The 13,318-nt window shown below is 63.9% G+C and carries 9 protein-coding genes and 1 pseudogene; 3 read left to right on the top strand and 7 right to left on the bottom strand.

Going from position 1 to position 13,318, the window contains the following annotated elements; all coding sequences use genetic code 11:
• Positions 1–33: 33 nt before the first annotated feature.
• Positions 34–3,816 carry a CheR family methyltransferase gene (locus tag IAE39_RS06585; protein ID WP_201200504.1) on the bottom strand — a complete coding sequence of 1,261 codons (3,783 nt, stop codon included), beginning with the start codon at positions 3,814–3,816 and terminating at the stop codon, positions 34–36.
• Positions 3,817–4,094: 278 nt separating this feature from the next.
• Here IAE39_RS06585 and IAE39_RS06580 point away from each other — a divergent pair, with 278 nt between their 5' ends.
• Together IAE39_RS06580 and IAE39_RS06575 are read left to right on the top strand one after the other, a co-directional pair.
• The gene (locus IAE39_RS06580; RefSeq protein ID WP_201200502.1) at positions 4,095–4,304 is read left to right on the top strand and encodes a general stress protein; all 210 of its coding nucleotides are present in this window, start codon (positions 4,095–4,097) and stop codon (positions 4,302–4,304) included.
• Between the two features lie 156 nt (positions 4,305–4,460).
• Positions 4,461–4,730: a DUF6555 family protein gene (locus IAE39_RS06575; RefSeq protein WP_201200500.1), complete on the top strand. Its 270-nt coding sequence runs from the start codon at positions 4,461–4,463 to the stop codon at positions 4,728–4,730.
• A 248-nt stretch (positions 4,731–4,978) separates the two neighbouring features.
• Here the strand turns inward: IAE39_RS06575 and IAE39_RS06570 are convergent, their stop codons facing one another.
• Positions 4,979–5,593 carry a LuxR C-terminal-related transcriptional regulator gene (locus IAE39_RS06570; protein WP_201200498.1) on the bottom strand — a complete coding sequence of 205 codons (615 nt, stop codon included), beginning with the start codon at positions 5,591–5,593 and terminating at the stop codon, positions 4,979–4,981.
• A 116-nt stretch (positions 5,594–5,709) separates the two neighbouring features.
• Here IAE39_RS06570 and IAE39_RS06565 point away from each other — a divergent pair, with 116 nt between their 5' ends.
• Positions 5,710–7,332, top strand: coding sequence for an ATP-binding response regulator (locus IAE39_RS06565; protein WP_201200496.1), 1,623 nt, complete (start codon positions 5,710–5,712; stop codon positions 7,330–7,332).
• A gap of 32 nt (positions 7,333–7,364) precedes the next feature.
• On the opposite strand, the gene IAE39_RS06560 is transcribed toward IAE39_RS06565, so the two are convergent.
• The 5 genes and pseudogenes from IAE39_RS06560 to IAE39_RS06540 all read right to left on the bottom strand — a co-directional run bounded on the left by IAE39_RS06560 (position 7,365) and on the right by IAE39_RS06540 (position 13,272).
• Entirely contained in the window at positions 7,365–7,664 is a 300-nt protein-coding gene (locus IAE39_RS06560) for a hypothetical protein (protein ID WP_201200494.1), read from the bottom strand.
• Between the two features lie 378 nt (positions 7,665–8,042).
• Positions 8,043–10,097 (bottom strand): phenylacetic acid degradation bifunctional protein PaaZ, encoded by a 2,055-nt coding sequence (paaZ, locus tag IAE39_RS06555; RefSeq protein ID WP_201200492.1) that lies wholly within the window; start codon positions 10,095–10,097, stop codon positions 8,043–8,045.
• 35 nt (positions 10,098–10,132) lie between these two features.
• Complete coding sequence (locus tag IAE39_RS06550) at positions 10,133–11,365, bottom strand: OprD family porin (protein WP_201200490.1); 1,233 nt, start codon at positions 11,363–11,365, stop codon at positions 10,133–10,135.
• A gap of 39 nt (positions 11,366–11,404) precedes the next feature.
• Positions 11,405–12,973: pseudogene (locus IAE39_RS06545) on the bottom strand (cation acetate symporter); the annotation flags it as partial.
• Positions 12,964–13,272, bottom strand: coding sequence for a DUF485 domain-containing protein (locus IAE39_RS06540; RefSeq protein WP_012272262.1), 309 nt, complete (start codon positions 13,270–13,272; stop codon positions 12,964–12,966). The pseudogene IAE39_RS06545 and the gene IAE39_RS06540, both read right to left, overlap by 10 nt.
• Positions 13,273–13,318 lie beyond the last annotated feature (46 nt).

Below are 13,318 nucleotides of genomic sequence, written 5' to 3'. Positions count from 1 at the left end.
GCGAATAGGCCGACACAGAAGAAAACCATTCGCTCAATACGGCACCGTACCGCTCAACGCCTCGATCGCCTCGACCAGCTCGTCATAGCCCACCGGCTTGTTCAGGTGCCGGTCAAACCCGGACTGGCGCGATTTGTACTGGTCGGCACTGGCGCCATAGCCGGTCAGGGCAATAGCCGGGGTATGGCGCAAGTGGGCATGGCCACGCAAGGCCTTGATCAACGCATGGCCATCCATCACCGGCATGCCGATATCCGAGAGGATGATGTCGAATTCCTCGCCCGAGGCCGCTTCCAGCGCTTCACGCGGTTGGCTGAAGGCCCTGACGCTGGCGCTCTCCATCTCCAGCAGTTCCTGCATTACTTCCAGCACCTCGACCGAATCATCCACCAGCAACACGCGAATGCCTTTGAGGCGACCTTCGCCAGGTTGCTCAACACCGCCTGCAGACTGCGGGCACTGTACATCGCACAACGGCAGGCAGACGGTAAAGGTACAACCCATGCCAAGCCCGGCCGAGCTGGCCTGCACGGTACCGCCCTGGGCTTCGACCAGTTGCCTCACCAGCGACAGGCCGATACCCAGGCCTTCGCGGCTGTGGCTGGCCAACTGCGGCGCCGCCTGGCTGAACAGGTCGAAGATGTGCTCCAGGCTGTCATGGTTCAGGCCTATGCCGTGGTCAATCACCTGCAGGCGCGCCCGTTCGTCGTCGTGGCTCAGCACCAGGCGTATCTCGCTACCTGCCGGGCTGAACTTCAGTGCATTGTTCAGCAGGTTCCAGATGATCTGCTCCAGGCGCGTGAGGTCGCCGTCGATCATCAGCGGCAGGCCGTCGGCGGGCAGCTCAAGGCGTACCGGGCAGGGGTGTTGCTCGCTCAGTACCACGCCGTGAATGCCCCGCAGCACGTCGCCGAGGTCTACCGGCTCGGTCTTGAGCTTGAGCTTGCCGGTGCGAATACGCGCCACATCCAGCAGGTCATCGATGATCCGTGCCTGGCTGGAAACCGCCTCGCAGATGGTACCGACCGCCTTGCTGGCAGCGCCGATATGCTTGATGGACGGCAGGCGGCGGAGGATTTCCGCATTCAGCTGGATAAGGTTCAGCGGGTGTTTCAGTTCATGCGACATGACGGCAAAGAATTCATCCTTCATGTGGCTGTTGCTCTGCGATTCGGCCAACTGCTTGCTCAGGCGCTCTTCGCCCAGGCGCACACGCTCTTCGGCGGCGTGGCTGGTGCTGATGTCGATGAACGTCAGCACCGTGCCGTCGATTTTCTGTTCGCTGGAGCGGTAGGGCAGCAGGCGCGCCAGGTACCAATGGTCGTTCTGCCCGCCAATTTCCCGTTCGATCACCGCTTCACCCTGGGCCACGGCGCGGGCATCGTCGGCCAGGGCCGGGTAATCCAGGCGGTGGGTAATGTCGAGCAGCGAGCGGCCGGTGTCGACCGGCAGGATGTTGAACAGGTCGGTGGCGCGTGGGGTGAACCAGCGGATATGCAGGTTGCGGTCGACGAACACCGTGGCAATTTCGGTGCAGGCGATCAGGTTGCTGAGGTAGTCGTTGACCTTGTCGGTTTCTTCTACCTTGTTCTTCAGCTCGTAATTGACGGTGAGCAACTCTTCGTTGATCGATTGCAGCTCTTCCTTGCTGGTTTCCAGCTCTTCGCTGGCTGAGCGCAGCTCTTCGTTGATGGCCTGCATTTCTTCATTGGAGGCGGTCAGCTCCTCGCTGGAAACCTCCGACTGCTCGATGGTTTCCTGCAATTGCAGGCGGGTGCGCTGCAGTTCGCGCTCCAGGTTGTGCAACACCATGCTGTCGGTCTGGCGGATCACCCCGGGCAGCGGCAGGGACGGGTCGGGCGCACGCTCTTCGAACACTACCAGCAGGCAATCGCTGGCGCCAAGGTCGTCCTTGTAGGGCTGCACCGTGATCTCTACCTGCAACCTGTGCGCGCTGTCTGCCAGGTCGACCGGGCGCGAGGTGACCGCTTCGGTACCCTGGCGCGCCTGGAACAGCGTGCTGCGCAGGGCCAGCCGTAGGCTGGGCAACACCAGGCTGAGCAGGTTGCGGCTGGGCTCGCCACCGGCCAGTTGCAGGAAGCGGCCGACGCCATCGCTCATGTGCAGGATATTGCCGTCGATGTCGACGATCAGGCTGGGCGGCATGCGCCGCGCCAGCGCGCGGTGGTGCAACTCGGCGTACGAGGATTTGCGCCCGGGCTTGGCCTTGATCTGGGCGTCCGGTGGCATGCTGCTGGCAGGTGCGCCGGGCAGCTGGCGTTCGGCGCGGCGCCCGGCGTTGCTGACATCGCGGGCGCGGAAAATACGGTTGCGCTTGTCGATCGGCGCAAACAGTTCACTGACCACATCGGCTGACTCGGACGAACCGAGGAACAGGTAGCCACCCGAGCGCAGGGCAAAGTGGAACATCTGCAGGATGTCCCTTTGCACCTCGCGGTCCAGGTAGATCAGCAGGTTGCGGCAGACGATCAGGTCGATCTGGGAAAACGGCGGGTCGGACAGTAGGTTGTGGCGGGCAAAAAGCACTTTCTCGCGTACTTCCTTGCGCACCCGGTAATGCTGGTCTTCCTTGACAAAGAACTGGCGCAACCGGCTGGGCGGCACGTCGGTGACGATCGCCTCGGGGTAGGAACCACTGCGGGCGATGCCGATGGCGCGCTGGTCGAGGTCGGTGGCGAACACCTGCACTTTCCGCGCGCGCTGTTCCAGCGCCAGCTGCTCGCAGATCAGCATGGCCAGGCTGTAGGCCTCTTCGCCGGTGGAGCACCCGGCCGACCAGATGCGGATCTCGTCACTGGCGTCGGCCGGGTCACGCTCGCAGGCCAGTTGCGGCAGCACATGCCGCTCCAGGGCCTCGAAGGCTTCGCGGTCGCGGAAGAAGTTGGTTACGCCGATCAGCATGTCGGCCAACAACGCAGTGGATTCGCCCGGGTGTTGTTCCAGGTAATGCAGGTAGCCGGCAAGGTCGGTTTGCCCGGTCACATGCAGGCGCCGCTCGATACGCCGCAGCACGGTGGCCCGTTTGTAGTGCTGGAAGTCATGCCCGGTGGTGCTGCGCAGTTGCAGCAGGATTTCCTCCAGCAGCGGTTCGCTGGCCTGGGCGTCGCCGGACCTTGTCCCCAAAGCTGGCGGCAGGCTGTCGTCTTCGATTTCCGGGAGCTTGACCTGGCGGGCATTGCGCCACAGCTCCAGCAGCTTTTGCGGTATTTCTGCCGCGGGCAGCACCAGGTCGACCATGCCGGTTTCGATGGCCGCGCGGGGCATGCTGTCGTACTGGGCGTCATCCGGCGTCTGCACCAGGGTCACGCCGCCTTGTTCCTTGATTCGCGACAGGCCCACCGCGCCATCGGCACCGGTGCCGGACAGCACCACGCAGAAGGCGTGGTCCTTGTGCACGTCGGCCAGGTCGCGGAAGAACAGGTCGATGGCCACATGGTCGCCACGGCGGCGGTTGGCCGGTGCCACGCGCAGGTAGCCGTCGTTGGTGGACAGGCGGTTGGCCGGTGAAATCACATAGACGTGGTTGCGCTCGATCGGCACTGGCTCGGTCACCTGGCGCACCGGCATCTGCGTGGTGTCCTGGATGATGCGGTCGGCCACGCTCTGGTGGTCGGGCGACAAGTGCAGCACCACGACGAATGCCATGCCGCAATCGCTGGGCATTTGCCGGAACAGCGTGCAGATCGCTTCCAGGCCGCCTGCCGAGGCGCCGATGCCTACCACCGGGAAGTCCAGGTGACTGGGGCTGAGCGCAGGGTTCTGCGGCGAGGCGGGTTGCTTGGGGGACGACTTCATCGACGGAGCCTTGTGCAAGAACCTTACGTGCAGCCCGTGACTGCGGTACCGGGCATGTTGAGTGGGGCGATTATAGGTCGCCCTCTTGCAGTTGTGACCGCTGCCAGCGGCACAAAGTGCGATTGGCCCGCAGCCGCCACGCAAACATTTTGCCTGCGTGAGTTTCGTGCCACTGGTCAGCTGTCGGCAAAAGCATTGAGTAGACCTGCAGATCGGCAGTTCGGAACTAAGGCATGCAGTGCATGCAACCAGCCCATTTTTTCGCAAGGAGATACAACATGGCGCAGGATCAAGAGCGAACCAGCCAGCGTGGCGGTACCAAGGAAACCAACCCAGGCAACTTTGCCAACGACCGGGAACGGGCGTCGCGCGCCGGCCATAAAGGTGGCCAGGCGTCTGGCGGTAACTTTGCCAACGACCGCCAAAGGGCATCGGAAGCTGGCCGCAAGGGTGGGCAGAACAGCCACGGCGGCGGCCGCAGCCAGTGACCACGCAGGCTTGCGCAGTGCCTGGCACTTCCAGTGCCAGGCTCACAGCAGCAACGAGTGTTGCCGCTGGGGCCAATAGTTCGACAAATTTTTGAATCTTCTCGTCGCGCCTCGATCAATCAGGGTGTCATCCATGGAGAAGAGGAGGCCCCTGCGATGCCTAGCCCACAGCTGTACATCATCGATTACCAACTGCATGGCCAGCCGCGCAGTTTCATCATTCGTCTGGAGCGCCTGGACAATGCCGAGGCCTGGCATTGGGCAAGTTGCGATGCGGGCATCGGCATCATCCCCAAGTTCGGGCGCGAGAAGATCAAGAAGGTCAGCCGGCCGATGGCCGAGCGCTATGGGATTACTGCAGTGAGCTGGCGGATTTCCGGAAGCAAGCCGAACCAGTCGGTGGGAGACCCGGCGGCGATGGTGTAATACGCCACCTGAGCCTGGAACCTATTCCTGTGGGAGCGGGCGCGCCCGCGAAACAGGCGACGCGGTGGATGGCACCGGCTTTGCCGGTGTTCGCGGGCAAGCCCGCTCCCACAGTGATTGCACTAGCTTTCAGACTTTGAACAAGACAGTCCATCGCGCAATCCTCCTCATCGTTGATCCTCATGGATCAAGAGAGGCAGGCACATTGCAGAAGTCCTTCGGATGCGCTCAACGGCTGACCAACGGCGTCAGCTGCCGGTGTATTTTACCGCCGCCGCCGTGCGCGAACTGACGCCGAGTGCCTTGAGTAATGAGGACACATGAATGCGTACCGTAAACGGCGAGATATCCAGGGCTTTGGCGATTTCCTTGTTGGTCTTGCCCTGGGCTATCAGCTGCAAGACCTCCTGCTGACGCTGGGTAAGCTGTTCCACTGCGCATTCGCCACCGAGGCTGGGCAGCAGCCCTGAGGGGGCATACCTGACCAGCACCTCGCCATCACGAATGGCCAGTATGGCCGCGCCGATTTCGTCGGCGGCGATGCTTTTGCCGATAAACCCGTCTACCCCGGTGGCCATGACCTGCTCGACCACACCCGGGTCATCCACCATCGACACGATAATCAAGGTGGTGCGCGACAGCTGCCTGCGCAAGCGTACCAGGCACTGAACGTCGGCCAGCCCCGGGAAGCGCAGGTCGAGGATCAGCGTATCGGGCACTTCACCGGAAGCGGCCAGCGTCAGCACTTGCTCAAGGCAGCCAGCTTCTTCCACGCAGGCATCCGGCAGCACGCACTGCACGGTACGCGCCAGGGCTTCCCTGAACAGCGGATGGTCATCCGCGACGATGATGCGACACGTCACGCCTGGCGACTCCCTGTGGCCGTGGGTGGGGTGGAACATGCTAATTTAGCAGCCACGGACAAAGGGTGCTGCCTATGGATGGCGGTAATGCGACCCCGTGCACAAGGAAACTGGCCATGGAACCGGACAATAACAGCGAACTCGACCAAGCCAACCTGCGCGTCATCGTTGCCTGCTGCGCCCTGGTCTACATGACCGTGCTGGGCTTTCTGCCCGGCAGCACGCATGCGCCATACCTGCCGGTCATCTACTACATCAGCGCCTTTGTGCTGGTATCTATCGCGTTTCGCCAGGCCATCGCCCACTGGCCTGGGCATTACCCTTGGCGACGGGTGCTGGGCATGGTGCACGACTACACCGGTACCTGTTTCGGCCTGGTGGTCGGTGGCGAGGCGGCACTGCCGATCTATGCAGTAATGGTGTGGGTGAACCTGGGCAACGGCATGCGCTTCGGCTCGCGGTACCTGGCCATTGCCACGGTGCTGGCGCTGGCGGCATTGCTGGTGGTCTACCAGATTACCCCGTACTGGCAGGCCAACCCGTTCATGGTGCTGATGCTGCTCACTACCAGTACGGTGATCCCGATCTATGCGCACCTGCTGCTGGAGCGCACGCGCAAGGCTTCGGAGCAGGCCGCAGCGGCCAATCGCGAAAAGTCCCGCTTTCTGGCGCAGGCCAGCCATGATCTGCGCCAACCCATTCACTCCATCGGCCTGTTCACCGCCTGCCTGCGCGAGTCGCAGCTGGGCAGGGACGAACGGCGGCTGGTCGACAGCATCGACCGTTCGCTGCTTAACGTCTCGCAGCTGTTTCGCTCCATTCTCGACCTTTACACCCTCGACAACGGCCGGGTGCAGCCAAGAAAAGAAACCTTTGCCCTGGCAGGCTTGCTGGCCGACCTGGTGCGCCAGAACAGCGAGGCTGCCCGTTGGGCCGGGGTGGAGATACGCGTGCGGCCCTGCCGTTACTGGACCTGTGCCGACCGCGGCATGCTGGCCACCATGGTGCAGAACGTGCTGTCCAACAGTTTCAAGTATGCGGCCCATCGGCCACTGCTGCTGGGGGTGCGGCGCCGTGGCGATGGCCTTGCCATCGTGGTCTATGACCAGGGGCGTGGCATAGACGAAACCCACCAGCGGCTGGTGTTCGAAGAGTTCTACCGGGTACGCCAGGTGCGCGACAAGGATGTCGAGGGGGTGGGCCTGGGTTTGTCGATCGTGCGGCGGCTGGGGCACCTGATGGGCCTGGAAGTCCAGTTGCGCTCGCGGCCAGGGCACGGCACGGCGGTAAGCCTGCAAGGCTTGCCCTGCCTGGCTGCGCAACCGGCCCAGGTGGCCGGTGAGCGCTCGGCTGCAGCAGCCGGCCTGCTCGGCGGGTTGCGGGTGTGCCTGGTTGAGGACGACCACAACGTGCTGCGGGCGACGTCGGCGTTGCTGCAGCGCTGGGGCTGCGAGGTAGAAGCGCACAGCTCGCCGGTTGGCCTGAGCAGTGATTGTGCGGTAATTGTCGCCGACTATGACCTGGGGCAGGAGGCAACCGGGGTCGATTGCATCGACCGGTTGCGCGCCGAGCGCGGCTGGCAAGTGCCGGCGCTGATCATGACCGGGCATGATCCGGAGAAAATTCAGGCAGTGGTGCATACGCGCAATATCACCGTGCTTTCCAAACCGGTGCGCCCGGCAGAGTTGCGTGCGGCCCTGCGCGCATTGCGCGAGGAGCCAGCGGCGCCGGTCGGCTAGACCGGCGCGAGGGCGCAGAGGCTGTGCGGGGGTTATTGCAGGATGATGGCCTGGCCTTCTTTCATGCATGAAGGCGTAGGCTGGTACAGGCCCATGCCGCCCACGGCGACGATGGCACCGCTGGGCATCTGGCACTCGTACTGGCCTTTGGCGGTGGTGGCGGTGTAGTAGGTGATGGTGCTGTCACTGCGCACGTCGGCGACTTTCGAGACCTTGGTGTTGAGGGCGAATTCGGTGCGCTGCTTGAGGGTTTCTTCGGAAGGGTTGATGGTCTGGCAGCCGGCGACGCCGACCAGCAGGGCGGCACTGAGGACGAGCTTGAAGGGGTGCATGATGGGGACTTCCTTGGCGTTGTTCTCACTGGACTATAACGCCGAGGGGGTGATGGGGCGATTAGGGCGGATGTACGAGGTGGCCCTTGGCCTTTATTTGGCCTGTGCGGGCCTATTCGCGGGTAAACCCGCTCCTACAGAACTGCGCAGGCCTTGAACTTTGCGCTGTACCTGTGGGGGCGGGTGAACCCGCTCCTACAGGACCGCGCAGGCCTTGAACTTTGCGCTGTACCTGTGGGAGCGGGTTTACCCGCGAACACCGGCGCAGCCGGTGCCATCCACCGCGTTGGGTTCTTCGCGGGCATGCCCGCTCCCACAGGGACCGCACATTTCTGTGGGAGCGGGCGCGCCCGCGAAGAGGCCGGTAGCCTCACCCCATCATTGTGGCTGCTTCAACACCAGGGTCAGGATGTCATAACTGGCCACCAGCTCGCCCAGTTGGTTGGTCACTTCCACATCCCACGCCACCACGCCCTGCGGCTGGCCCAACGGGCTGGTTTTGCCCTGGTCGATCTTGCGCTTGCAGGTCAGCCGCGCCTGGATGGTGTCGCCAATGCCCACCGGGTTTATGAAGCGCAGGGTATCCAGGCCATAGTTGGCCAGCACCGGCCCGGCACCTGGTGAGACGAACAGCCCGGCCGCCGCCGACAAGACGAAGTAGCCGTGGGCAATGCGCTTGCCGAACTGCGATTCTTTGGCGGCAATCTCGTCGAAGTGCATGTAGAAATGGTCACCCGACAGGCAACCGAAGTTGACCAGGTCGGCTTCGGTAACGGTGCGGCGGTGGGTCAGCAGCGACTCGCCGATACGCAGTTGCTCGAAGTGGCGGCGGAACGGGTGCACTTCGGTTTCGATCACTTCGCCACCGCGCACGTATTCGCCGGTTACCGCCGTGAGCATGCTTGGCGAGCCTTGTACCGCAGCACGCTGCAGGTAGTGCTTGACCGCGCGCAGGCCGCCCAGCTCCTCACCGCCGCCAGCACGGCCCGGGCCGCCGTGCTTGAGTTGCGGCAGAGGCGAGCCGTGGCCGGTGGACTCTTTGGCAGCCTCGCTGTCGAGCACCAGCAGGCGACCATGCCAGGCAGCAGCCACCGGGATGGCCTTGGCGGCGATGCTGCGGTCGGCAGTCACCAGGGTCGCTACCAGGCTGCCCTTGCCACGGGCGGCCAAGGCCAGGGCCTCGTCAAGGTCGTCATAGGCCATCAGCGTGCTGACCGGGCCAAATGCTTCGATATCATGGGCGCCGCCATCGGCATGCGGGTCGCGGGCCTGCAGCAGGGTCGGGGCAAAGAAGGCACCTTCGGCCACGCCTTCGCCACGCGGGGCAAAGCCATCGCTGGCGCCGAACAGCTGGTCGCAACTGTTGAGCAGGCTGCGCACCCGCTCGGCCACGTCGTGCTGCTGGTCATGGGAGGCGAGGGCGCCCATGCGCACGCCTTCCAGCGACGGATCACCGACCACCACCTTGCTCAAGCGCTCACGCAGGCGCGTGGCGACGGCATCAATGTGCTTGGCCGGAACGATGGCGCGGCGGATGGCGGTGCATTTCTGCCCGGCCTTGGTGGTCATTTCACGCACCACCTCCTTGATGTACAGGTCGAACTCTTCGCTGTCCGGGGTCACGTCCGGGCCGAGGATGGCGCAGTTCAGCGAGTCGGCTTCGGCCGTGAACGGCACCGAGTTGCGGATCAGGTTCGGCGTGATGCGCAATTTGGCGGCAGTGTCGGCGGACCCGGTGAAGGTCACCACGTCCTGGCCTTGCAGGCGATCGAGCAGGTCGCCAGTACTGCCGATCACCAGTTGCAGGCTGCCTTCGGGCAGCAGGCCGGAGGCGTTCATCAGGCGCACCACGGCCTCGGTCAGGTAGCTGGTGGAGGTCGCCGGCTTGACGATGCACGGCATGCCGGCCAGGAAGGTCGGGGCGAACTTTTCCAGCATGCCCCAGATCGGGAAGTTGAAGGCGTTGATGTGCACTGCCACGCCTGCACGCGGCACCAGGATATGGCTGCCGGCAAAATGGCCTTGCTTGCCCAGCGCGATTGCCGGGCCTTCGTGTACCAGGTTGCCCGACGGCAGTTCGCGGCTGCCGATGCCGGCATAGGCGAACAGCGTGGCATTGCCGCCTTCGATGTCGATCCAGCTGTCGGCACGGGTGGCACCGCTGTGGTGCGACAGGGCGTACAGCTGTTCCTTGCGTTCGGCCAGGTACAAGGCCAGGGCCTTGAGGCGTTGCGCGCGTTGCTGGAAGTCCATGGCCATCAGGCTGGCCAGGCCACGGGCACGGGCAAAGTCCACGGCTTCGGCGAAGTCTGGGCGCTCTTCATGGCTATAGGCAAGCACATGGCCGTCGAGGGCGCTGCGCAGGGCCTGGGCGCCGTGCTGGCCAAGCCAGCGGCCGGCGATGAAGCTTTGCAGGGTAGGGGCGGCAGACATGCTGTTCTCCATGCTGTTCAAAGTAGGGGGCGCGGTTACCACAGCGCCAGGGTGTAGCCGATGATCAGGCGGTTTTCGTCCACGGCATTGGTCAGGCCATTGCCGGAACGGAAGGTGACGTTGCGCCAGCGCAGGCTGACGTCCTTGAGCGGGCCGCTTTGGATGACGTAGGTGATGTCGGTGTCGCGTTCACGCTCGCGGCCATTGCTGACCGTGGCGGTTTCGGCGTGGCGGCCATCGGTGTAGCGGGTCATGAAGCTCAGGCCGGGTATGCCCATGGCGACGAAATCGTAGTCGTAGCGCACTTGCCACGAGTCCAGCCCGGCGCGGGTGAAGGTGTTGTAGGTGACCAGGTTGACGGTGAACGGGTCGCCGCCGTTGACGAACGGGAACGCACTGTCACCGGACATCTGCTGCCAGGTGGCGGTGAACTTGTGCGCCCGCACGCCGAGGGTGAACATGGCGTTGAAGTTGCGGTTGTCGATGTCGCCGGCACGTTCGGCACCGTCATTGCGGCTGTCGAAGTAGCGCAGGTCGCTGCGCAGGCTTATGCCTTCGGCCAGCGGGCGGGTGTCGACCAGGCCGACGAACTGCTGGCGGTAGATGTCCTGTAGCTTGGCGTAGTAGTAGCTGACGCTGGTTTGCGGGGTGATGGCGTAGCTGCCGCCGCCAAAGTCCAGGTGGTCGCTGGTCGCCGCGCCATAGCCGATGTCGTCGCGCCCCGAGGAATCACGCAGGTTGGCCTTGGTCAGGCGGCCGGCGTTGAAGGTCAGGCCTTCGAGGTCCTGACTGGTCAGCAAGCCACCCTGGAAGGTCGAGGCCAGCAGGCGCGTGTCGTTGTACACCACCACCGGCAGGATCGGCTGCAAGGTGCCCAGGCGCAGGGTGCTTTTGGACACCCGCACCTTGCCGGTCAGGCCCAGCTCGCTGTAGTCGTCTACCGGTTCATGGCTGTTGGGGCCAAACGGCAACAAGCCGGTGTTGCGCCGGTCGCGGCTGGAATCGAGCTTGATGCCCAACTGGCCCATGGCGTCGACACCAAAGCCGACCGCGCCGTCGGTGAAGCCCGACTCCAGCTTGGCGGTAAAGCCCTGGCCCCATTCTTCGGCCTTGGCCTGCGGCGCGTTGCTCTGGCGGAAGTCGCGGTTGATGTAGTGGTTACGCAGTTCCACCCGCGCGTGGCTGTCGCCAATAAAGTCGGCCATGGCCGGCAACGGCAGGGCGAGGGTGGCCAGCCAGGCGGCTGACATGAAGTGTGTGCGGTTCATTGTTGTTGTTTTACCCGACATGGTGGTTCGTCCTTGAAGTCAGTGCTTGCTGGCGCCGGCAGCGCCGATACCGGTCATGGAGCGGATGAACTGGGCCAGGTAGCGGCCGCGCTCTTCAGTGGCACGCTCGGAGCTGTCGGTGACCGAAAACGCCCAGGCACCGAGGAAGGCCAGGCTCATGGAGAACAGTGCCGGGTTGCTGTAGGGGAACAGCGGTGCTTCGTTGTGCAGCACGTTGACCCAGACCGCCGGGCCCAGCACCACCAGCACCACCGCCGAGACCAGCCCGGCCATGCTGCCGCACACCGCGCCGCGGGTGGTCAGGCCTTTCCAGAACATCGAGAGCAGCAGCACCGGGAAGTTGACCGATGCCGCCACCGCCAGCACCAGGCCGGAGAGGAAGGCGATGTTCTGCGACTCGAACATCAGGCCGAGGATGACCGCCAGCAGGCCGATGGCCAGCGTGGCGATACGCGACACGCGCATTTCCTCTTGCTCGGTCGCTTTGCCTTGGCGCATGACGCAGGCATACAGGTCGTGGGATACCGCCGACGCGCCGGACAGCGCCAGGCCGGCGACCACGGCCAGAATGGTGGCAAAGGCCACGGCAGAAATGAAGCCAAGGAACAGGTTGCCACCCACGGCCTGGGCCAGGTGCACCGCGACCATGTTGCCGCCGCCGATGATCGCGCCAGTGGCATCGCGGTACGACGGCTCGGTGCCGACCATGACGATGGCGCCAAAGCCGACGATGATCAGCAGCAGGTAGAAGTAGCCAATGAAGCCAGTGGCATAGAACACGCTCTTGCGGGCTTCCTTGGCGTCGCTGACGGTAAAGAAGCGCATCAGGATATGCGGCAGGCCGGCGGTACCGAACATCATGCCAAGGCCCAGGGATATGGCATCGATCGGGTTGGACAGCAAACCGCCGGGGGCCATGATCGCCTGGCCTTTGGCATGTACGGCCACGGCGCTGGCAAACATCGCCTCGGTGCTAAAGCCGAAGTGCTTGAGCACCATGAAGGCCATGAAACTGGTGCCCGACAGCAGCATCACCGCCTTGATGATCTGCACCCAGGTGGTGGCAAGCATGCCGCCGAAGGTGACGTAGGCGACCATCAGCACGCCGACCAGCATGACTGCGTACAGGTAGCTGATGCCGAACAGCAGCTCGATCAGCTTGCCGGCGCCGACCATTTGCGCCACCAGGTACATCAAGGCCACTACCAGGGTGCCGAAAGCGGAGGTCAGGCGTACTGGCGTTTGCGCCAGGCGGTAGCTGACCACGTCGGCGAAGGTGTATTTGCCCAGGTTGCGCAGGCGTTCGGCGATCAGGAACAGGATGATCGGCCAGCCGGCCAGTACGCCCAGGGCGTACAGCAGGCCGTCGTAGCCGTTCATGAACATCATCGCCGAAATACCCAGGAAGGATGCGGCGCTGATCATGTCGCCGGCGATCGCCAGGCCATTCTGCATGCCGGTCAGGCCGCCGCCGGCGGTGTAGAAGTCGCTTGCCGAGCGAGTGCGCAAGGCGGCCCAGCGGGTCACCAGCAGGGTGAAGCAGACGAACACCATGAACATCGAGATGGCAGTCCAGTTCATTGTGCGCACTCCTGCTTGACCTTGTCATTGAGCGGGTCGAGCACGTTGTTGGCGCGGTGCACGTAAATGCCGGTGAGGGCGAAGGACAGCAGCACCATCAGCACGCCCACCAGCATGCCGACGGTGGTCACGCCACCGCTGAGGGATTGGCCGAGGGTGCTGGGCGAGAACGCCACCAGCAGGACGAAGCCGTAGTAGATCACCAGCATGGCCAGGGTCAGGCTACCGTTGAGGCGGCGCTTGCGCCGTACCAGGTGCTGGAAGTCAGGATGGTTGGCGATGCTTTCTATGCGTTCGGGTGTCATGGGTTGCGATCTCTGGGTGTTGTAATTGTTTTGTTGAGGTCACGCG

Source organism: Pseudomonas sp. S37, assembly GCF_016658545.1.
Lineage (GTDB): Bacteria > Pseudomonadota > Gammaproteobacteria > Pseudomonadales > Pseudomonadaceae > Aquipseudomonas.
This window is presented reverse-complemented; position numbering and strand designations above follow the sequence as displayed.